Origin of the sequence: Nonomuraea fastidiosa (genome assembly GCF_042751225.1) — a bacterium.
Lineage (GTDB): Bacteria > Actinomycetota > Actinomycetes > Streptosporangiales > Streptosporangiaceae > Nonomuraea > Nonomuraea fastidiosa.
Genome location: NZ_CP170570.1, coordinates 5716534 through 5735464, shown reverse-complemented (window position 1 = coordinate 5735464; position 18931 = coordinate 5716534). Strand labels below are relative to the sequence as shown.

Genomic DNA, 18931 nt, shown 5'->3' with positions numbered 1-18931 from the left:
GTGCATCTCCTCAGTTGCCTGGCCTTGTCTGCTTGCTGGACCATTAGATTAGCCTTGCCTAAGTTTGACTTACGACGAGAGGGGGTCGGGTGCGCCCGGCTGAGGAAACGGCCGACGCCGCAGAGGCGGCGGGCCTGGCCGTGAGCGAACCCGTCGCAGGCACCGGCGGCGTCCCCGACGCTAAAGCCGGGCGGCGGCCTCCGGTGCTGGTCGCGGGACTGGTGGTCACGTTCGGGGTGCTGGTGCTGGTCGCGCTGGCCAGCGTGGCGCTGGGCGCGCGGTCGGTGCCGTTCGGCACGGTGATCGACGCCTTCATCGCCCCGAACGGCTCAAGCGACCACACGGTCATCCGGGAACTGCGCGTCCCCCGCACGCTGCTCGGCCTCGGTGTCGGCGCGACGCTCGGGCTGGCCGGGGCGCTCATGCAGAGCCTGACCCGCAACCCGCTCGCCGACCCCGGCCTGCTGGGCATCAACCAGGGCGCGGCGCTCGGCGTCACGCTGGCGCTCGGCCTGTTCGGGCTCGGCGACCCCACCGTCTACTTCTGGTTCGCCTTCGGCGGCGCGGCGCTGGCCTCGTTCATCGTGTACACGCTGGCCTCGTCGGGCCGCTCGGGGTCGAGCCCGGTACGCCTGGCCCTGGCCGGCGTCGCCTTCGGCATGGTGTGCACCGCGATCTCGTCGGCGATCCTGCGCATGGACTCGGAGACGTTCGACCGCATGCGGTTCTGGCTGACCGGCTCGCTGGCCGGGCAGACGGCCGACACGCTGGTGCGGCTCGCGCCGTTCATGGCCGCCGGGCTGGTGCTGGGCCTGCTGCTGGCCAGGCCGCTCAACATGCTCGCGCTCGGCGACGACGCGGGCAAGGCGCTCGGCGTGGCGGTCAACCGCACGCGGATTCTCACCGGCGTGGCGGTCACGCTGCTGTGCGGGGCGGCCACCGCCGCCGCGGGGCCGCTGTGGTTCGTCGGGCTGATCGTGCCGCACGCGGTGCGCGCCGCCGTGGGGCCCGACCAGCGGTGGGTGCTGCCGTACTCGGCGCTGGCCGCGCCCGTGCTGCTGCTCGGCGCCGACGTGATCGGGCGGCTCATCGCCCGGCCGGGTGAGGTGCAGGTGGGCATCGTGTGGGCGGTGATCGGCGCGCCGATCTTCATCCTCATGGCCAGGAGGAAGCGGGTGGCGGCGCTGTGAACGTCCGCGTCGGATCCTGGTCCGTACGGCTCGCGCCCCGCGCGCTGCTCGTCACCGTCCTGCTCATCCTGATCGGCTGCGCGGTGAGCGTGGCCGCGCTGGCGACGGGCGAGTTCACCGTGCCGGTGCCCGACATCATCGACGCCCTGTTCGGCCAGGGCACGCCGGTCGCCGAGCTGATCGTCAGCAAGCTGCGCGCCCCGCGCGTGGTGACCGGGCTGCTGGTCGGGGCCGCGTTCGGGCTGAGCGGCGCGATCTTTCAGAGCCTGACCCGCAACCCGCTCGGCAGCCCCGACTTCATCGGCTTCACCGCGGGCGCCTCGACCGGCGGCATCCTCGCCGTGGTCGCGGGCGGCTCCGCCCTGGTGATCGCGGGCGGCGCGCTGCTCGGCTGCGTGGCGACGGCCGCGCTGGTGTACCTGCTCGCCTACCGCGGCGGCGTGGCGGGCTACCGGCTCGTCCTGGTCGGCATCGGGGCCAACGCGCTGCTGCTGGCCGTCAACTCGTACCTGCTGACCAGGGCGAACATCAACGACGCGGCCACCGCGGGCGCCTGGCTGACCGGCAGCCTCAGCGGGCGCGGCTGGGACCACGCGGTGCCCGTCGCGCTGGCGCTGGCCGTGCTGCTGCCGCTGTGCGCGGCGATCTCGCGGCCGATGCGCATGATCGAGATGGGCGACGACGCGGCCAGGGCCATGGGCATCAGGGTCGAGGTGGTCCGCGCGGCGGCCATCGCGGCCGGGGTGCTGCTGTCCGGCGTGGCCACGGCCGCGGCCGGCCCTGTCGCCTTCGTCGCGCTGGCCTCGCCCCAGCTCGCCCGGCGGCTCACCCGCTCGCCCGGCGTCACCATGGCGTCATCCGCGCTGATGGGCGCCGTGCTGCTGACCGCCGCCGACCTGGCCGCGCAGCGACTGCTCGCCCCCACCCAGCTTCCCGTCGGCGTGCTGACCGCCGCGATCGGCGGCACGTACCTCGTCCTGCTTCTGCGAAAGGACCGCCACTGATGGTCTCCTCCCGCCTGTCCGGCACCGGCCTCACCCTCGCCTACGACCAGCGCGTCGTGGCCACCGACCTGAGCGTGACCATTCCCGACGCGTCCTTCACCGTGATCATCGGCCCCAACGCGTGCGGCAAGTCGACGCTGCTGCGCGCGCTGGCGCGGATGCTCAAGCCGAAGGCCGGGGCGGTGCACCTGGACGGCAGCGTGATCACCTCGCTGCCGTCGAAGGAGGTGGCGCGGCGGCTCGGCCTGCTGCCGCAGAGCTCGATCGTGCCGGACGGCATCACCGTGGCCGACCTGGTGGCGCGCGGCCGCTACCCGCACCAGAAGCTCATGCGGCAGTGGTCGAAGGCCGACGAGGCGGCGGTGGCCGAGGCCATGCGCGCCACCGACGTGGCGGGGCTGGCCGACCGGATCGTGGACGAGCTGTCGGGCGGGCAGCGGCAGCGGGTGTGGCTGGCCATGGCGCTGGCGCAGGAGACGCCGATCCTGCTACTGGACGAGCCGACCACGTACCTGGACATCTCCCACCAGATCGAGGTGCTCGACCTGTGCGCCGACCTGCACGAGGCGGGCCGGACCATGGTGGCGGTGCTGCACGACCTCAACCAGGCGTGCCGGTACGCCACCCACCTCATCGTGATGCGCGCAGGCGAGATCGTCGCGGCGGGCGACCCGACGGAGATCGTCACCCCGGAGCTGGTGGAGCAGGTGTTCGACCTGCGGTGCGAGATCATCCAGGATCCGCAGACCGGCACCCCGCTCATCGTCCCCGAGGCGCGCCGCCGGGTCGCCGCCGCCACCGCCTGACCGGTCGCGTCTACAGTGCCGTTCCTCAGGGCCGTCCCTCGGGGCCGTCCCTCAGGGCCGTCCCTCGGGGCCGCTCCTCAGCGGGCTGCGCAGCGGCGGACCGCGAGCAGCGCCATCGCGCGGGTCACCTCCAGCATCTCGCTCAGCCGCACCTGCTCCCTGGGGGCGTGCGCGAAGCGGACGTCGCCGGGGCCGTAGTGCAGGGTCGGGATGCCGCCCGCCGCGTACAGGCGCAGGTCGCTCCCGTACGGTGCGGCGGTCTCGGCCGGGGTCGTGCCCGTGACGGCGGCCACCGCGTCGCGCACCTGCCCGAGCAGCTCGTGCCCGGCAGGCAGCCGGCCGCTGGCGAACTGCCCGCCAGGCCAGGTGACCACCGGCGGGTTGGCCCGCAGCCAGGGGTCGGACACGTCGGCGATCGCCGACTCGAACGCCGCCCGCGCCTGCGCGGGGTCCTCGTCCAGCCGCACCCCGAGCCGCCCCTCGGCGACCAGCAGGTCGGGCACGGTGCTCGCCCAGTCGCCCGCGCGTACCGTGCCCACCTCGATCGGGTACGGCAGCCTGTTGTCGCCGAACAGCTCGGGCACGTCGCGGTTGCGCTCGGCCTCCAGCCGCCTGATCGCCGCGAACACCGGCCAGAACGCCTCGATCGCGTTGACGCCCTCGTTCCTGGTGGCGCCGTGCGCGGCCCTTCCCGCGATCTCGATGCGGAACGTCAGCGCGCCCGCGTTCGCGGTGATCACCGCGCCCGAGGTGGGCTCGGTGATGACCGCGGCGTCGGCGGTGTGCCCCCTGGCCAGGGTGGCGAACGCGCCGAGCCCGCCGTCCTCCTCACTGATGACGCAGTGCACGGCCAGCGGCCTGGCCAGCTTGACGCCGGCGCGGTGGATCGCGCGGGCCACCGCCAGGTTGGCCACCAGGCCGGCCTTCATGTCGCAGGCGCCCCTGCCGTGCAGTACGTCGCCGGTGATACGGGCGGCGAACGGGTCGCTGCCCGCCCACTTGGCGAGGTCGCCGGTCGGCACCACGTCCACATGACCTTGGAGTGCCAGGGCGGGCGGTCCCTCGCCTCCGGGGGTGACGGCGACGACGCCGTACCCCTCGCTCCTCGGCGCCTCGGTGCCGGGGAAGCCGGGGCGGGCGGTCAGGTCGGGCAGATCGAGCTTCCAGACGTCCACGTCCATGCCCGCCTCGGTGAGCAGGCGGGCGACGCGGTGCTGCAGCTCGGACTCGGCGTCGGTGCCGGTCACGCTGGGGACCTTGACGGTCTCGGCCAGCAGGTTCACGGTCTCGGGCTCGTCGATGGCATCGAGGACCCGGGCTTCCACGTCGTGCATGGAGCACACCTTCTCACGGGTGCGCGGGCCACCGTCCTGGAGCCCGGTGCGTCCGCCTGCTCGTAAACTTGAGCCGTGGAAGAGCCCAAGTTCGAGATTCAGATGCTGCACGACCGCGTGATGATCAAGATGGAGCCGGAGGCCGAAGAGCGGCGCAGCGGCTCCGGGATCGTCATCCCCGCGACGGTCAAGATGGCCAACCGCCTGGCCTGGGGCGAGGTCTGCGGCGTCGGCACGAACGTGCGCTCGGTCAAGGTCGGCGACAAGGTGCTGTTCAACCCCGAAGACCAGTTCGAGGTGGAGATCCACGCGCAGGTCTACCTTGTGATGCGCGAGCGCGACCTGCACGCGGTGGCCACCCAGGAGACCGACCACGGCACCGGCCTCTACCTCTGATCAGCGCCCGTCCGACCCCTCACTCCCCCGTGACTCGCGGGCTCCCTATGATCCCTGCGGCTTCGTCCGCGTGAAGGAGAGCCACAGGTCCGAGTCCCACGTCTCGGCCGGCACTCCGGCCAGCACCCGCGTCACCTTCCCGCTGAAGTCGATCACCGCCAGCCGGTGGGCGTTCCCCTGCGCCATGACGGCGATGAGATGGCTCTCGTCCCACCAGCCGAACACCGCCTCCGGCCGTGCCGCCACCCTGCGCGCGATCGTGCCGGTGGCCGCGTCGACCAGGCAGATCGGCTCCTTGAAGCGGGCCGGGCACCAGGTGGCGAGCCGCCGGCCCGACGGCGAGTAGGCGTCCTCGGGGCCGGTGGGCAGGCCGGCGCTGGCGTACGTGCGCAGCACCGCCCCGTCCGACGGCCGGTGGACGCGCAGGCCGGTGCCGTGGCGCGCGACCAGGTTCCCGTCGGGGCTCCACCAGAAGCCCGCCTTGGGGCTGAGCCCGGAGATCCGCACGGTGCGCGCCTGCTTGGCGGCGACGTCCACCACCGTGAAGCCGAGCACCTGCCAGGCGCCGCGCACCTTCTGCTCGACGGTCAGCGCGACCCGCCTGCCGTCGCGTGACCAGGAGGCGTAAGAGGCGGTCAGCGGCTTCTTCACGGTGCGGATGGTGGTGCTGCGGCCGGTGGCGCGGTCGGTGACGACCAGCGAGTCGTAGCCGGACCGGTACGCGGCCGGCACTCCCGCCGTCAGCGTGCCGCCCGGCGCGACCGACACCTCCGACAGGTTCTTCTCCCAGGTGAAGGCGTTGCCCGCGGGCGTGCGCAGGTAGGTGCGCTTGGTGCCGAGACCGTAGGCCGACAGGCGGACGGGATCGCCCTGCTGCTCGCGGTAGGTCATGCCGTTCGTGCCCGGCAACCGCAGGTCGGCGGCGCTTTGGGCGGCGGCGGGCACGGCGGAGACGCTTGCAGAGACGGATGCAGAAACAGATAAGGTCAGTGCGGCGGCAAGGTGAGCGATCACGTCCCGCAGACTAGACAGGCCGATCGCCGGATTTCCGCAGCGATGCCTATCAGGTCTGGGCCTATCGGGTCTGGACGAAGCCGAGACCGAGCTTGATGATGTCGATGCCGAGCGTGCGCAGCCCGGCGTAGACGATGACCGCGGCGCAGGCCGCGGTGACGATCAGCACCAGGATGCGGACGATCCAGCCCTGCCGCTTGTACCACTCCGTCCAGGCGTGCAGCGTGCGCTTGCCGAACTCCAGCAGCTTGCGCGCCCAGTGGAACTCCGTGGACAGCACCGCGAGCCCCGCGAACACGACCAGCCAGCCGGGCCCGGGGAACGGCACCATGATCAGCCCGCCGACCACCATGACGGTCCCGACCAGGCCGACCACGATCTTCAGCGTGAGAGCGCCCGTGCGCGTGGCCCTGATGCCGTCCAGCCAGCCGTGCAGGCCCCTGCGGCGTGCGGGCATGCTGGAGCGGGCGGCCGCCTCGTCCTTCACCACGTCGGCGTCGCCGGTGTCGGAGTTCTGTACCTGCACACGTCCCCCTGCAGTCGGTGTGCACCCCAGGATACGGCCCGTCCTTCGCCGCCACTTGCAGATGACTAGCAAGGCATTGAAACGCCGTTTTCCGTAAAATTTCCTGCTCAAGCAGGCCATGCCAGGCAAACATCGGTTAATGTCTGCTATGCCCGATGTTCTGCTCCGTACCGTCACCGGCCCTGTACGCCTGGACGCCATCGACGGCGCCGTACTCCCCCACGAGCACCTGCGTAACGACATGCGCTGGGCGGTCGGCATCGACTCCGACCCGCACCGGTGGCTCGACGAGGAGCAGACCGTCGCCGCCGAGCTGCGCGAGCTCCGCCTGTCCGGACGGCTCGGCCTCGTCGTGGACCTCACCTGCATCGGCATGGGCCGCGACGCCGCCGCGCTCGCCCGCATCGCCGCGGCCAGCCGCGTCCCGGTCATCGCCTCCACCGGCCTGTACGCTCAGCCGTTCAGCGACACCCGCGACGCCGACGTGGACAAGCTCACCGCCCGCCTCATGGAGGAGATCCTCAGCGGCCTGGACGGCACCGGCGTCTTCCCCGGCGTGATCGGTGAGGTCGGCTGCTGGGGCGCCGAGCCCACCGCGTTCGAGGAGCGCGCCCTGATCGCCGCCGCCCGCGCGTCCCTGCGCACCCGGCTGCCGGTCGCCACGCACGGCAGGAACGCGTTCGCGCTGCTGGAGATCCTGCTCGGCCAGAACCTGCCCGCCTCCCGCGTCGCCGTCGGCTACACGGGCGGCGACCTCGGCACGGCCAGGAAGATCGCCGAGGCGGGGGCGTACGTCTCCCTCGGCTCGCTCGCCCGCGGCGCCGACGAGACGGCCAGGATCGCGCTCGGCCTCATCGAGGACGGCCACGCCGGCCGCCTGCTGCTCAGCACCGGTCTCAGCCGGGTCGCCCAGGTGCGCCGCTACGACGGCCCCGGCTACGCCGACCTGTTCGACGCGCTGCTGCCGCGCCTGCGCGAGGCGGGTGCCGGCGACGAGGTGATCCGCTCGATCACCCACGACAACCCGCTGCGCTGGCTCACCGAGGGCCTCGCCTCCTGACCCGTCGTCCCTCGCCCTTGACCTCAACCGAAGTCAAGGTTGCAGACTGAGCCGCATGATCTTCACAGCAGCGGAACTGGACTATCTCGCAGGTCAGCGGCTCGGCCGCCTGGCCACGGTCGCCCCCGACGGGCAGGTGCAGAACAACCCGGTCGGCTTCTTCGTCGACGCCGGGACCGGCACGATCACCATCGGCGGGCACGCGATGGGCAGGTCGAAGAAGTTCGCCAACGTGCGGCAGGGCAGCACGGTGGCGCTCGTGGTGGACGACCTGGCCTCGGTGGACCCGTGGGTGGTGCGCGGGATCGAGATCAGGGGCACCGCCCAGGCGCTGGCGGACGTGGACCCGCCGCTACCGCACTTCTCCCGCGAGGTCATCAGGATCACCCCGTCCAAGGTCATCTCCTGGGGCCTGGACGGCGACCGGCGGAGCCGCACCGTTTGACCGGACCCGCGTACGGTGATCGCATGACGACCGTATGGGTGATCAGCGGGCCGCCGGGCGCGGGCAAGTCGACGGTCGCGGCGGAACTGCTCGCCCGGCTCGACCCGGTGCCCGCGCTGCTCGACAAGGACACCGTGTACGGCGACTTCGCCGCCGCGGTGCTGCGCGCCCACGGCCGCCCCGACGGCGAGCGCGAGGGCCCCTGGTACGACGAGCACATCAAGCGGTACGAGTACGCGGGCCTGACCAGGATCGCCCGGCAGATCCGCGGCCACGGCTGCCCGGTCGCGCTGGACGGCCCGTTCACCGCGCAGGTGCACGACGCGGCCCGCTGGGAGCGGTGGGTGGCGGAGCTGGGCGGGCCGCCGGTGCGGCTGCTGTGGGTGCGCTCCGACGGGCCGACGCTGCGCGAGCGGCTGGTGGCCAGGGGGCTCTCGCGCGACGCGGGCAAGCTCGCCGCCTTCGACGACTACCTGCGCAACATCCGGGTGGACGAGCCGCCCGCCGTACCGCATCTGGAGATCGACAACCGGCCGGGCGCGCCGGCGATCGGCGAGCAGCTCACGGCGGCGGGTATACCGCCGCGAGCACGTCCGGCAGCCGGCTGACGAGCCGCGTGAAGCGGCCCTGCTCGTAGGTGACGCCGGGCTGGTTGGCGAGCTGCTGCGAGACGACCCCGGCGATGAGGGAGGAGGCGAGGTCGAGCCCTTCGGGCCCGGCGGCGTCGGGGTGCAGCTCGCCGCGCTCGACGGCCTGCTCGATCAGCGTGCGGAAGTGCTCGTGTACGGCCTGCGCGGGCGCGTACGCCTCGGGCGAGGGCGTGAAGCCGGGCACCGGCCGCCAGAACAGCAGCTGCGCCAGCACCTGGTTGTCCATGATCCACCGGGCGCCGGCCTCCAGCGCCGCGCCCACCCCCGCCAGCCCCTGCCCGCCCGGCCCGCGCACGGCGGCGAGATATCCCTCCTGACCCTGGCGGAACAGCGCGTCGTAGACCGCGTGCCGCGACGGGAAGTACTTGTACAGCGAGGGCGGCCGGACCCCGAGCCGCCTGGCGACGGTGGCCAGGCTCAGCCCCGCCACGCCTTCCTCGGCCATGACGTCGAGCGCGATGCCGAGGATCTCCGCCTGCGTCTCGGCCCTGCGGCGGGCCCGCCGATCCGGAATGTCGGTCATACCCGTTAGCTTAGGCTAATACTGTTAGCCAAAGCTATGGGGGTGTGCCACCGTGTCGCGTGACATCGAGCTGATCGGCCTGCGGCAGAACAACCTGAAGGACGTCTCACTGCGGCTGCCGAAGGAGCGGCTGACGGTGTTCACCGGCGTGTCCGGCTCGGGCAAGTCGTCCATCGCGTTCGGGACGATCGCCGTGGAGTCGCAGCGGCAGCTCGGCGAGACGTTCAGCGCGTTCGTCCGCCACCGGCTGCCCAAGCACGAGCGGCCCAAGGCCGAGCGCATGGCCAATCTGACGGCCGCCGTCGTCGTGGACCAGAAGCCGGTGGGCGGCGGCGCGCGCTCGACGGTGGGCACGATGACCGAGGTCCACGCGCTGCTGCGGGTGCTGTTCTCGCGGCGCGGCGAGCCGTCGGCCGGCCCGGCGACGGCGTACTCGTTCAACGACCCGCAGGGCATGTGCCCCGAGTGCGACGGCCTGGGGCGCAAGGTGGAGCTCGACCTCGGCAAGCTCATCGACGAGGACCGCTCGCTCGACGAGGGCGCGCTCGCGCTGCTCCCGATCGGCTCGGCGGCCTGGCAGATCTACGCGCGGTCGGGGCTGTTCGACCCGGCCAAGCCGCTGCGCGAGTTCACGCCGCGCGAGCGCGAGCTGCTGCTGTACGGCAGCGGTTTCAAGGTCAAGCGCGGCAAGTACGACAACACGTACGAGGGCGTCGCGCTCCGCTTCCAGCGCCTCTACCTCAAGCGGGCCCGCGAGCAGGTGGACGAGGAGGCCCGCCCCTACGTGACCGAGCGCACCTGCCCCGCCTGCGGCGGCGCCCGGCTCAACGCCGCCGCGCTGGCCTCCACGATCGGCGGGCGCAACCTGGCCGACTACTGCGCGATGGAGGTCACCTCCCTGATCGAGGTGCTCGAAGGGCTCGACGACCCGGTGGCGGAGGCGGCCGTGGAGACGCTGCGCCGCATCGACGCCGTCGGGCTCGGCTACCTCAGCCTCGACAGGGAGACGCCCACGCTGTCGGGCGGCGAGGCGCAGCGCCTGAAGACCGTGCGCAACCTGGGCAGCAGCCTGACCGGCATGACGTACATCTTCGACGAGCCCAGCACCGGCCTGCACCCGCGCGACGTGCACCGGCTCGGTGATCTGCTGCTCGAGCTGCGCGACAAGGGCAACACGGTGCTGGTGGTCGAGCACGACCGCGACCTGATCGCGCTCGCCGACCACGTGGTGGACATGGGGCCCGGCGCGGGTACGGCGGGCGGCCGCGTGGTCTACGAGGGCCCGGTGTCCGGCCTCGCCGCGGGCGACACGCTGACCGGGCGCATGCTGCGGCGCGCACGCGGGCTCAAGGAGCGCGTCCGCCGGCCGTCCGGCAGGCTGACCGTCGCGGACGCAAGCGCCCACAACCTCAAGAACGTCACCGTGCGCCTGCCGCTCGGCGTGCTGACCGCCGTGACGGGGGTGGCCGGCTCGGGCAAGAGCACGCTCGTCCGCAAGGAGCTGGTCGAGCAGCACCCTGAGACGATCCTCATCGACCAGTCGCCCATCGCCGCCTCGTCCCGCTCCACGCCCGCCACCTACCTCGACGCCATGGACCCGCTGCGCCGGATGTTCGCCGAGGCCCACGGGGTGCCGGCCGGGCTGTTCAGCTTCAACTCGGCGGGCGCCTGCCCGGCGTGCAAGGGGCGCGGTGAGATCACCACGGACCTGGCGTTCATGGATCCGGTGACCCGGGTCTGCGACGCGTGCGGGGGCAGCCGTTACAACGCCGAGGCGCTGTCGTACCGGCTGGCCGGGCGGACGATCGCGGACGTGCTGGCGATGACGGCCGAGGAGGCGGCGGAGCTGTTCGGCCTGCCGGGCGTGGCCCGGCTGGTGGAGCTGGGGCTCGGCTATCTGACGCTGGGGCAGCCGCTCAGCACGCTGTCGGGCGGCGAGCGGCAGCGGCTCAAGCTGGCGCACCGGCTGCGGGAGCGGGGCCGGGTCTACGTGTTCGACGAGCCGACCACCGGGCTGCACCCGGCCGACGTGGACACGCTGCTGGCGCTGCTCGACCGGCTGGTGGACGCGGGCAACACGGTGATCGTGGTCGAGCACGACCTCGACGTGGTCAAGCACGCGGACTGGGTGATCGACATGGGGCCGGAGGCGGGGCGGCTCGGTGGCGAGGTGATGTTCGAGGGCACGCCGGCCGAGCTGCGCTCCGCCTCCACCTACACGGCGAAATATCTCGTCAGGTCACTCGATAGCGGTCGTCTCGGACGTCCATGATCGCCATGTGGCCGGGCAGGTGGCCGATCGCGTACTCGACGCCGCCGGCCAGCACCGCCTGCTGCGGCGTCACCCCGCACGCCCAGAACAGCGGCACCTCGCCGTCCCGCACCTCGACCGGCTCGCCGTAGTCGGGCGCGCCCAGGTCGCGGATGCCGATGGCGGCCGGGTCGCCGATGTGCACGGGCGCGCCGTGCACCCTCGGGTAGCGGCCGCTCACCTCGACGGCGGTCGCCACCAGCTTCTCGGGCACCGGCCGCATCGACACCACCAGCGGCCCCGACAGCCTGCCGGTCGGCTCGCAGGGGATGGACGTGACGTACATGGGCACGTTCGTCCCCGCCTCCAGGTGCCGCACCGGCACCCCGGCGGCCAGCAGCGCCCGCTCGAACGTGAAGCTGCACCCGATGAGGAACGGCACCAGATCCGCCCGCCACTCCTCCACCACCTCGTCCAGGTCGGCCACCGCCCTGCCGTCGCGGTAGAGACGGTAGCCGGGCAGGTCCGTGCGCAGGTCACCGGAGAACAGCTCGGTCGAGTACGCCCCCGGCTCGCCCACGTCGAGCACCGGGCACGCCTGCGGGTTGCGGTGGGCGAACAGCAGCAGGTCGTAGCGCAGCTCGCTGGGCACGGCGATGAGGTTGGCCTGCGTCCAGCCCCGGCACCAGCCGGCGGTCGGCCCCCGCTCGCCGGAACGGAACCGCTCCCGCGCCTGCGCGGGGCTCAGGTCGGCGACGTTCACCTCTCGACAGTAAGAGCGCGGGGTGCGCCGGTCCACCATCGCGGGCTTGACATCTTCGTGTCCGTCAACCTAAGTCGACGATGATATCTGCGTCAACTTCGGTGGCCCGCTTCAGGGGGTTGTGCACCCTGGACGCGTTGTCCGTCGCCGTCACGGCGAGCCTGCCCCGCCCGCCGTGCAGGCCGCGATGCTGCGGGTCGTGCTCGAACGGGCCGTCGGCGACCTGACGCTGCCCGCCTCCGTACGCATCGTCGCCGCCGCCAACCCGCCCGAGCAGGCCGCCGACGGGTGGGACCTGCCGGCGCCGCTGGCCAACCGGCTGATCCACCTCGACTGGACGGTCAGCTCCGCCTCGGTCGCCGACGGGTTCACCGGCGGCTTCTCCACTCCGTCCCTTGAGGGCTACGGCGTCTGCGCTGATGTGGACCGGACGCGGGCGCTGGTGGGCGCCTTCCTGCGGGTACGGCCCGAGCCGGTGCTCAACGTCCCCGACGGGCCCGCCCGCGCCTGGCCCAGCCCCCGCACCTGGGAGCCGGCCGCCATCGCACTCGCGCACACGATCAAGGCCCCCGACGAGGTACGGGCCGAGCTGGTCACCGGCGCGGTCGGCGAGGCGGCCGGGTACGAGCTGCTCTCCTGGCTGCGCGACCTCAATTTGCCCGACCCGGAGACCCTGCTCGCCGGCCCGGGACGCCCCGCTGCCCTCCCGCGTGGACCGAGTGCACGCCGTGCTCGGCTCGGTCGTCGCACACGTCGCCGCCCGCAGGCACCTCGCCGGCGAGCGCCCGCACCGCGTCCCATGGCCGGTCCCGCCTGGCCACGCGGCTGACGGCGGAGCGCGCAGGCGTGCTCAGAGCACTGTCATCGTTCACCACCGACCCGCTCTGAAAGGGCGGCGAGGCCGGCAGGGGACCCGCGCATAGGCAGGCGGCATGACACCATCGCCGGCAGCGACCACAAGGTGAGCTGACGGCGGCGCCGGGACTGGTGGAGTTCAGTACTCGACTTCGAACGTGTGCGGTTCAGTACTCGACTTCGAAGGTGTGCGGCCCGAGCCCGTAGCCGTCGCCCTGCGGCACCACGTACCCGTGCCCGATCAACGTCGCGAGGCTCTCCCGCACCTCCTCCTCGCTCAGCCCTGACGCGTGCGTCAACCCGTCGAGCCACGCGCCGCCGGACTCGACGGTCTGGGCGGCGACGGCCTCGTAGACGTAGATGTCGACGTCCGACAGGGCCTGCACATCGTGCCTGTCAGTCATGATCGTTGTCTCGCTCCCTCTCTCAGCCTGGCCGGGTCGACCTCCCTGTCGGGGAAACGGCGCAGGTACTCGGCCTCGAGCTCGTTGGTCCGCGAGGTGTGGTGGACGAGGGCGTCGTCCGATCCGTGGAAGAAGGTGTCGCTCCTGGTGGCGTGCAGCTGGCGCAGCTCGCGCACGACGTCCTCGTCGCTGAGCTGAGCCGGATCAATTCCCATCGTCGTCATGCGAACCCCCTACCCAGGAACGTTCGGACAACATCTGTCACATTTCCTGACAATTAGGCATTGTCTGTAAGATGTCGTCGCTTTACCTTCCCGTTATGGACCTCGAGCTAAGGCACCTCAGGATCGTCCGCGCGGTCGCGGACGCGGGAAGTGTGAGTAAGGCCGCCTCCCTGCTCGGGCTGGCACAACCGGCCCTGACCGCGCAGCTCAAGCGCATCGAGAGGGCGCTCGGCGGCGCCCTCTTCGAGCGTGATCGCCACGGCGCCAGGCCCACCCGCCTCGGCGAACTCGTGCTCGCCCGCGCGCGCGTGCTTCTCCCCGCAGCCAAGGAACTGCAGGACGAAGCCGTACGTTTCGCTCAGGCCCCCTCCCCCAGCTTCCGCATAGGCGCCACCAACGGGCCGATCCTGGGCGGCTTGGTCGACCGCCTCGCCGCCGAGCGGAAGGTCAGCACGTACACGTCGTGGTCGACGTACGAGCTGAACAGCATGGTCGAGCTCGGCCGCCTCGACTACGTGCTCACGGGTGCCTGCGGCGACTCCGGCACCCCCACCGGAACGCTCCTCTGGGAGACCATCAGCATCGACCCGGTGTTCCTGCTGGTCTCCGAGGATCATCCGGCCGCGCGGGAGAAAGAGGTGTCGCTGGCCGACCTCGCCGACGAACAGTGGGCGGTGACGCCGGGCGACGGCTGCTTCGCCGACTGCTTCGCGATGGCGTGCGCGCGGGCGGGGTTCACGCCGGGGACGATCTACGAGACCGACGTGCCCACCTGCACCCACCTCGCCCAGGTCGGCCGGGCCGTCGTCCTGTGCCAGGCCACCCACCAGGCCGCCCCGGGCCTGGTCATGGTGCCGCTGGAGGGAGTGCCGCTGCGCTGGCGGCAACTGCTCGGCCGCCACCCCACCGCCCCCGAGGCCGAGTGGGTCATCTCGCAGGCCAAGCAGGCGCATCGGGACGCCGTACGCCGCAGCCCCGTGTACTCCGACTGGCTCGTACGCAACCCCGGCTACGGCACCACCCCCTAGCACCGCATCCGCGTCAGAGAGCCACGCCGCCTGACCGCACCGCCGACCCGCCGGCTCATAAGGCCGGACAGGCCCGCCGCGGTCTCACGAGGCCGCAGGCCGACCCCCGCTCCCATAAGGCCGGAGGCCGGCACCGACGAGAGGCCACGGCGACCGCCGTACCCGGCCTCGGTCCCGCTCTGACCGGCTCCTACCGCCCCCGTCCCCGCTCACCCCACCCCGACCAGCCACGCATGGCGCTACGCCGACGGAGAATATGATCGTCTGGCACTCCACCAAGCCCGGAAGACGTGGAATGATGTCGGCGGAGCCCGTTTCTCCCGCCCGGCCCGGCACCACGACCGGATCCGATGCTCTAGCCTTGGTTAGCGCCAGGCCACGGCAAGATCCTTCTCGCCGCGCCGCACGCGACACAACTTCATCCAGGGGCGGTAGCTCAGCCGGTCAGAGCATCGGACTCATAATCCGTGGGTCGTGGGTTCAAGTCCCACCCGCCCTACCACGCTGACCAGCGGATTCCTTGATCACGGATCGGGGGAGCCCCCGATCCGGGCGCAGGGAGACCGAGGGGATCAGTTCAGGACGGTCACCCTTCACGGACCGCCCGCGGCACCATCGCGCCGCTCGCCTCCGCAGGCTCTCGCGCCAACTCCGGCACGCACGGTCGTGTACAAGTCCGCCGTGATCGACGACGACGAATGCCGCGGCGTCTGGATGCGAGCCTTGGTGGTGGTGCGCGGAGAGCCGCCGCCGCAGAATCGGTCGGCACCGGCGCCTTCAGCGGCTAGGCCCTGAGCAGCAGATCCCTTCAGCGACACCGTCCTGAGCAGCAGAGGTGCCTTCGGCGGCGAGGTCTTGAGCGGCACAGGTCGTGTCGATCAGGCGGCCGGGCGTCGGAGAGGTCGCGTGCCGTCGGCCTCGTCAGGTCCGCCGCCGAGTTCCAGCCACAGCGAGCGCAGATGGTCCATGCGCATGAGGTCAACGCATATCTGGAACGCCTGGACGTCGCGTTCTGCCGGGCCCAGGCGCGTACGGCCGTCTCCAGGTTCCGGCTGCCCGCGTGGGCTTCCAAGCACCAGGTCGGGAAGGGTGTGCATCTTGTCGCCGCTCGCGCCGGTGGCTTGTCCGCACCGGCGATGAGGCGGCCGGTATGCTCGGCCCCGATGTGGGCGAGCGAGTCGGACTTATCGCCGCGGATGCCTTTGAAGTGCTGGTAGAAGGAGCCCTTCGTGAGTCCCCTGGCTGATCATCGCCCCCTGATGCACTTCGTGTGGGCGTTCGTCCAGCCGCACGCCTGGGCCGGCGTCGCGGGCGACGGCTTCGTCCGCGCCCTCGTCGGCATCGGGCTTGCGGACTGCTTCGCCCGCGCGGCGAGCGTCTGGGTCGCCGCCCCGCGTCTGTCTCCTTGCTTCGGGCACGCTGTCCCGGCGCATCATCCGTACGACGGGCCGGCCGCGCGCGGGCACGTCGAGGCCGGCGAGAGTGTGGAGGTCTGACATGAACGTCCTCATCAGGATCGTCCTTTTGCTGGTCGCGGGTGTGTCGGCGTGGCTGGATCCGGCCGGGTTCGCCGCCTGGGCCGGCCGGCCGAACCGCGTGCGCTTCCGGCGCGACGCCGGGGTGTTCCAAATCGGCATCGGGCTGGTGGCCGGGCTGTGCGTGCCGTCCGCCCGCCGGGCGGGTCAGGGGGCGGGCGCGTGAACGTGCTGATCGCCGGCGCGACCGGCACGCTCGGCTCGGTCCTGGTACGTCAGCTGCTCGCCGCCGGTCACCAGGTGTGCGGCATCACGAGATCCGCCGCGGGCGCCCGGAGGCTCGCCGATGCGGGTGCCACCGCCGTCGTCGCGGACGTGATGGACCGTGACGCGCTCCTGACCGCGCTCGACGGCCTGCGGGCGGACGCGGTCATCCATCAGGCCACCGCGATCACGGGGCTCCCGCTCTTCCACCGCGCCCTGTACGCCACCGACGCCCTGCGCGAGCGCGGCACCGCGCACCTCGTGGAGGCCGCCGGGCTCGTCGGCGCCCGCAGGTTCCTCACGCAGTCGTTCTTCCTCGGGTACGGCTACCGCGACCACGGCGACGAGCCGGTGACCGAGGATCGCCCCTTCGCCGAACCCGGCCAGGGAGCCTTCGACCCGCACATGCGCTCGATGCGCGCCAACGAGGAGCAGGTGTTCGCGATCGGCGGCATCTCCCTGCGCTACGGCATGTTCTACGGCCCGGAACCGACCACCTGGCGCCTGGTGAGGATGGCCAGGAGGCGGCTGCTTCCCGTCCCCCGCCCCGCGAGCACCGTCTCGCTCGTCCACATCGAGGACGCGGCCGCCGCCACGGTGGCGGCCCTGGAGCGCGGCAGGCCGTGCCGGGCCTACAACATCGCCGACGACCATCCGGTCCGGTTCGACGAGTACGTCAGGGAGCTGGCGAGGGCGGCCGGCGGTCCCGTCCCGCTGACGGTGCCAGGATGGCTGCTGCGCGCCACGCCGTACATGTACGCCCTCATGGTGGGCACGCGGTTGCGGCTGAGCACCGGCCTGGCCAAGGACGAGCTGGGGTGGACGCCCGCCTACCCGTCCTACCGGGAAGGGCTGGCCGGCCTGGCCTAGACGCCGTCCCGGATCACCGTGCCGGATCACCGTGCCGGCGGGCGATGCGCCCCCGCAAGGCCGGTTCCGCGCCTTCCCCCAGATGGGGGAGGTGACGACGGCCGCGAGTTCCTAGCGTGACCAGCATGACCAGAAGCATCCGGATCTTGGGCGCACTCCTGTCGATCGCCGTGATCGCGGTGGGGATCATGTGGTGGACGACCCCCGCGAGTTACCCGTTCGGCGCGGCCGACCGGGTCACGGTGTCGCTCACGCACTTGCTCGAGCACGACGTGACCGGCCCGATGACCGTGGCCGCCGGGCTCGTGGGCCTGGCGGTGATCGTCGGGCCGGGGCCGCTGGTGCGCGCCGGAGCGGTCGCCGAGCTGCTGTTCTTCGGTGTGGTGCTCTCCGACGCCGGCATCATGTCGGTCGCGGCCTATGGTGTGGCGATCCTGGGGCCCGTGGCGCTGCTCGGTGTCGTGGTCGTGGCGGCCGTGCGCGGGAAGTGGTCCGGACTGGTGGACGTCGCCACGCTGGCCGTCCTGGCGGTGGCGGACACGGTCACCGGGTTCGGTGCGCTGAGCCTGGTGGGACGCTATATGGGCAACATCACGAGGGACTTCGCCTCGTACGGCGGGCGGCTCGGCTGGACGCTGGCCAATGCCGTGGCCTGCGCGGTGTGGACGGTGATCGCGGCGAAGGCGTTCAGGACGGGCGAGCCGTCGCGCTGGATCAGGCCCGAGTCCGCCGTCAGGTGGGGACGCGTCGCCACGATCGGGGCGGCGATGTGCCCGCTTCCGTACGCGCTGTACCGGCTGACCTGGCTGACCCCGTGGCCCACCGATTCCGGCGTCACCGGGCCGCTCGCGGCCGACACCCGGCTCCAGGGGCTGCTTCTCGCCTTCGCCGCGCTGGGGGGCGCCGTGCTGACCCTCGGGCTGATCAGCAGGTGGGGCGAGGTGTTCCCGCGCTGGGTGCCGATCGTCCACGGCCGTACCGTCCCGGTGCGGCTGCCGGTCATCGCCGGAGGGACGGTCGCGGGCATCTGCTGCCTGGCCTCGCCGGGGCTCGTCATCGACTCCGTCGTGCGCGGTCAGCCTGTGGCGCTGCTGCTCTGGCCGTACCCGCTGTGGGGTGTGCTGCTCGCCGGAGCCGTCCTGGCCTACTGGCTGCGTCGCCGGGCGGACCATGTCCGGCCCTGATCGGGGTGGCCCGGGTCATTCTCGATGCCAGAGGCTCTCCGCCGTCTCCGCGACGCCGGTGCCGACGAGACCGAGCTCGTAGGCGAGCACGGCGGCCTGGGTGCGGTCGCGGGCGCCCAGCTTGTCCAGGAGGTTGCCGACGTGCGTCTTGACCGTCTCCCTGGTGACGTGCAGCGCCGAGGCGATCTCGGCGTTGTTCTGTCCGAGCGCGATGTGCCGCAGGACGTCCAGCTCGCGCGGCGTCAGCTCGACCGGTACGCGCTGCCGGGCCGAGCCGACGTGCGGCGAGGCGATGCGGCGCAGCGCGTCGGGGAAGAGCACCGCGTCGCGGCGGTGCACCAGGCGGATCGCCTCCACCAGGTCGCCGGCGGGCGAGCGTTTGAGCACGTACCCGGCGGCGCCCGCGCGCAGCGCGCCCCAGACGAGCTGGTCGCTCTCGAACGTGGTGACCACGATGACGCGCGTCCTCGGGGAGCGGCGGGCCAGCTCCCGCGTCGCGGTCAGGCCGTCCATCCCGGGCATGCGGATGTCCATCAGCACGACGTCCGCGCCGGCGCCGGCCGTGACCGCCGCGCGGCCGTCGGCGGCCTCGGCGGTCACCTCGATGTCGTCGTGGAGGGAGAGCATGGTGGCCCAGCCCGAGCGGATGAGCCGCGACAGGCACC

The 18931-nt window shown here is 72.3% G+C and carries 22 protein-coding genes and 1 tRNA gene; 15 read left to right on the top strand and 8 right to left on the bottom strand.

The window, feature by feature from the left end:
- The first annotated feature begins 89 nt into the window (after window positions 1-89).
- The 3 genes from ACFMQL_RS26445 to ACFMQL_RS26435 are packed head-to-tail and all read left to right on the top strand — an operon-like array spanning window position 90 to window position 3000.
- Window positions 90-1190, top strand: coding sequence for an iron chelate uptake ABC transporter family permease subunit (locus tag ACFMQL_RS26445; protein ID WP_364055634.1), 1101 nt, complete (start codon window positions 90-92; stop codon window positions 1188-1190).
- Window positions 1187-2194 (top strand): iron chelate uptake ABC transporter family permease subunit, encoded by a 1008-nt coding sequence (locus ACFMQL_RS26440; RefSeq protein WP_364055637.1) that lies wholly within the window; start codon window positions 1187-1189, stop codon window positions 2192-2194. Before ACFMQL_RS26445 ends, ACFMQL_RS26440 begins: the two co-directional genes overlap by 4 nt.
- Complete coding sequence (locus ACFMQL_RS26435) at window positions 2194-3000, top strand: ABC transporter ATP-binding protein (protein ID WP_364055640.1); 807 nt, start codon at window positions 2194-2196, stop codon at window positions 2998-3000. The genes ACFMQL_RS26440 and ACFMQL_RS26435 overlap by 1 nt, the downstream gene beginning before the upstream one ends.
- Before the next feature lie 77 nt (window positions 3001-3077).
- On the opposite strand, the gene ACFMQL_RS26430 is transcribed toward ACFMQL_RS26435, so the two are convergent.
- Entirely contained in the window at window positions 3078-4334 is a 1257-nt protein-coding gene (locus ACFMQL_RS26430; RefSeq protein WP_364055643.1) for an ArgE/DapE family deacylase, read from the bottom strand.
- A gap of 75 nt (window positions 4335-4409) precedes the next feature.
- Between ACFMQL_RS26430 and ACFMQL_RS26425 the strand changes: the two genes are divergently transcribed.
- Window positions 4410-4730: a co-chaperone GroES gene (locus tag ACFMQL_RS26425; RefSeq protein ID WP_364055646.1), complete on the top strand. Its 321-nt coding sequence runs from the start codon at window positions 4410-4412 to the stop codon at window positions 4728-4730.
- A 45-nt stretch (window positions 4731-4775) separates the two neighbouring features.
- Here the strand turns inward: ACFMQL_RS26425 and ACFMQL_RS26420 are convergent, their stop codons facing one another.
- Window positions 4776-5744 carry a TolB family protein gene (locus ACFMQL_RS26420; protein WP_378787528.1) on the bottom strand — a complete coding sequence of 323 codons (969 nt, stop codon included), beginning with the start codon at window positions 5742-5744 and terminating at the stop codon, window positions 4776-4778.
- A 61-nt stretch (window positions 5745-5805) separates the two neighbouring features.
- Complete coding sequence (locus ACFMQL_RS26415; RefSeq protein ID WP_364055652.1) at window positions 5806-6270, bottom strand: TIGR02611 family protein; 465 nt, start codon at window positions 6268-6270, stop codon at window positions 5806-5808.
- A 148-nt stretch (window positions 6271-6418) separates the two neighbouring features.
- On the opposite strand from ACFMQL_RS26415, the gene ACFMQL_RS26410 reads away from it, so the two are divergent.
- Genes ACFMQL_RS26410 through ACFMQL_RS26400 form a run of 3 tightly spaced genes read left to right on the top strand, consistent with a single transcriptional unit; the run spans window position 6419 to window position 8383 of the window.
- Window positions 6419-7330 (top strand): aryldialkylphosphatase, encoded by a 912-nt coding sequence (locus tag ACFMQL_RS26410; protein WP_364055655.1) that lies wholly within the window; start codon window positions 6419-6421, stop codon window positions 7328-7330.
- 55 nt (window positions 7331-7385) lie between these two features.
- Window positions 7386-7775: a PPOX class F420-dependent oxidoreductase gene (locus ACFMQL_RS26405; RefSeq protein ID WP_378787525.1), complete on the top strand. Its 390-nt coding sequence runs from the start codon at window positions 7386-7388 to the stop codon at window positions 7773-7775.
- A gap of 23 nt (window positions 7776-7798) precedes the next feature.
- Window positions 7799-8383 carry an ATP-binding protein gene (locus ACFMQL_RS26400; RefSeq protein WP_364055661.1) on the top strand — a complete coding sequence of 195 codons (585 nt, stop codon included), beginning with the start codon at window positions 7799-7801 and terminating at the stop codon, window positions 8381-8383.
- Here ACFMQL_RS26400 and ACFMQL_RS26395 read toward each other — a convergent pair.
- Window positions 8337-8948 carry a TetR/AcrR family transcriptional regulator gene (locus tag ACFMQL_RS26395; RefSeq protein WP_364055664.1) on the bottom strand — a complete coding sequence of 204 codons (612 nt, stop codon included), beginning with the start codon at window positions 8946-8948 and terminating at the stop codon, window positions 8337-8339. The two genes, ACFMQL_RS26400 and ACFMQL_RS26395, sit on opposite strands and share 47 nt — an antisense overlap.
- 52 nt (window positions 8949-9000) lie before the next feature.
- Here ACFMQL_RS26395 and ACFMQL_RS26390 point away from each other — a divergent pair, with 52 nt between their 5' ends.
- On the top strand, window positions 9001-11220 hold the full coding sequence (locus tag ACFMQL_RS26390; protein WP_378787522.1) for an ATP-binding cassette domain-containing protein: 2220 nt from the start codon (window positions 9001-9003) through the stop codon (window positions 11218-11220).
- Here ACFMQL_RS26390 and ACFMQL_RS26385 read toward each other — a convergent pair.
- Entirely contained in the window at window positions 11183-12001 is an 819-nt protein-coding gene (locus ACFMQL_RS26385) for a putative hydro-lyase (protein WP_364055670.1), read from the bottom strand. The genes ACFMQL_RS26390 and ACFMQL_RS26385 overlap by 38 nt on opposite strands.
- 136 nt (window positions 12002-12137) lie before the next feature.
- Here ACFMQL_RS26385 and ACFMQL_RS26380 point away from each other — a divergent pair, with 136 nt between their 5' ends.
- Window positions 12138-12791, top strand: coding sequence for a hypothetical protein (locus ACFMQL_RS26380; RefSeq protein ID WP_378787519.1), 654 nt, complete (start codon window positions 12138-12140; stop codon window positions 12789-12791).
- A gap of 193 nt (window positions 12792-12984) precedes the next feature.
- Here ACFMQL_RS26380 and ACFMQL_RS26375 read toward each other — a convergent pair whose 3' ends face one another.
- Both ACFMQL_RS26375 and ACFMQL_RS26370 read right to left on the bottom strand, forming a co-directional pair.
- Window positions 12985-13221 carry a hypothetical protein gene (locus ACFMQL_RS26375; RefSeq protein WP_364055676.1) on the bottom strand — a complete coding sequence of 79 codons (237 nt, stop codon included), beginning with the start codon at window positions 13219-13221 and terminating at the stop codon, window positions 12985-12987.
- Window positions 13218-13436 (bottom strand): DUF6158 family protein, encoded by a 219-nt coding sequence (locus ACFMQL_RS26370; RefSeq protein ID WP_364055679.1) that lies wholly within the window; start codon window positions 13434-13436, stop codon window positions 13218-13220. Before ACFMQL_RS26370 ends, ACFMQL_RS26375 begins: the two co-directional genes overlap by 4 nt.
- A gap of 104 nt (window positions 13437-13540) precedes the next feature.
- Between ACFMQL_RS26370 and ACFMQL_RS26365 the strand changes: the two genes are divergently transcribed.
- From ACFMQL_RS26365 to ACFMQL_RS26340, 6 genes are all read left to right on the top strand, one after another.
- A complete protein-coding gene (locus ACFMQL_RS26365) occupies window positions 13541-14473 on the top strand; it encodes a LysR family transcriptional regulator (RefSeq protein WP_364055682.1) in 933 nt (310 codons plus the stop codon).
- Window positions 14474-14898: 425 nt separating this feature from the next.
- A tRNA-Ile gene (locus ACFMQL_RS26360) sits at window positions 14899-14975 on the top strand.
- A gap of 727 nt (window positions 14976-15702) precedes the next feature.
- Window positions 15703-15969: a hypothetical protein gene (locus ACFMQL_RS26355; RefSeq protein WP_364055685.1), complete on the top strand. Its 267-nt coding sequence runs from the start codon at window positions 15703-15705 to the stop codon at window positions 15967-15969.
- Window position 15970: 1 nt separating this feature from the next.
- The gene (locus ACFMQL_RS26350; RefSeq protein WP_364055688.1) at window positions 15971-16174 is read left to right on the top strand and encodes a hypothetical protein; all 204 of its coding nucleotides are present in this window, start codon (window positions 15971-15973) and stop codon (window positions 16172-16174) included.
- Window positions 16171-17082 (top strand): NAD(P)-dependent oxidoreductase, encoded by a 912-nt coding sequence (locus ACFMQL_RS26345; protein WP_364055691.1) that lies wholly within the window; start codon window positions 16171-16173, stop codon window positions 17080-17082. Before ACFMQL_RS26350 ends, ACFMQL_RS26345 begins: the two co-directional genes overlap by 4 nt.
- Window positions 17083-17207: 125 nt before the next feature.
- A complete protein-coding gene (locus tag ACFMQL_RS26340; protein ID WP_378787514.1) occupies window positions 17208-18266 on the top strand; it encodes a hypothetical protein in 1059 nt (352 codons plus the stop codon).
- A gap of 15 nt (window positions 18267-18281) precedes the next feature.
- Here the strand turns inward: ACFMQL_RS26340 and ACFMQL_RS26335 are convergent, their stop codons facing one another.
- The gene (locus ACFMQL_RS26335; RefSeq protein ID WP_364055700.1) at window positions 18282-18893 is read right to left on the bottom strand and encodes a response regulator transcription factor; all 612 of its coding nucleotides are present in this window, start codon (window positions 18891-18893) and stop codon (window positions 18282-18284) included.
- Between the last annotated feature and the right edge of the window lie 38 nt (window positions 18894-18931).

Bases quoted from the DNA above. Each gene is read 5' to 3' on its own strand.
- ACFMQL_RS26435 (WP_364055640.1), top strand. From the start codon at position 2,194: ATGGTCTCCTCCCGCCTGTCCGGCACCGGCCTCACCCTCGCCTACGAC.
- ACFMQL_RS26430 (WP_364055643.1), bottom strand. From the start codon at position 4,334: ATGCACGACGTGGAAGCCCGGGTCCTCGATGCCATCGACGAGCCCGAG.
- ACFMQL_RS26410 (WP_364055655.1), top strand. From the start codon at position 6,419: ATGCCCGATGTTCTGCTCCGTACCGTCACCGGCCCTGTACGCCTGGAC.
- ACFMQL_RS26405 (WP_378787525.1), top strand. From the start codon at position 7,386: ATGATCTTCACAGCAGCGGAACTGGACTATCTCGCAGGTCAGCGGCTC.
- ACFMQL_RS26400 (WP_364055661.1), top strand. From the start codon at position 7,799: ATGACGACCGTATGGGTGATCAGCGGGCCGCCGGGCGCGGGCAAGTCG.
- ACFMQL_RS26395 (WP_364055664.1), bottom strand. From the start codon at position 8,948: ATGACCGACATTCCGGATCGGCGGGCCCGCCGCAGGGCCGAGACGCAG.
- ACFMQL_RS26385 (WP_364055670.1), bottom strand. From the start codon at position 12,001: ATGGTGGACCGGCGCACCCCGCGCTCTTACTGTCGAGAGGTGAACGTC.
- ACFMQL_RS26375 (WP_364055676.1), bottom strand. From the start codon at position 13,221: ATGACTGACAGGCACGATGTGCAGGCCCTGTCGGACGTCGACATCTAC.
- ACFMQL_RS26370 (WP_364055679.1), bottom strand. From the start codon at position 13,436: ATGGGAATTGATCCGGCTCAGCTCAGCGACGAGGACGTCGTGCGCGAG.
- ACFMQL_RS26365 (WP_364055682.1), top strand. From the start codon at position 13,541: ATGGACCTCGAGCTAAGGCACCTCAGGATCGTCCGCGCGGTCGCGGAC.
- ACFMQL_RS26350 (WP_364055688.1), top strand. From the start codon at position 15,971: ATGAACGTCCTCATCAGGATCGTCCTTTTGCTGGTCGCGGGTGTGTCG.
- ACFMQL_RS26340 (WP_378787514.1), top strand. From the start codon at position 17,208: ATGACCAGAAGCATCCGGATCTTGGGCGCACTCCTGTCGATCGCCGTG.
- ACFMQL_RS26335 (WP_364055700.1), bottom strand. From the start codon at position 18,893: ATGCTCTCCCTCCACGACGACATCGAGGTGACCGCCGAGGCCGCCGAC.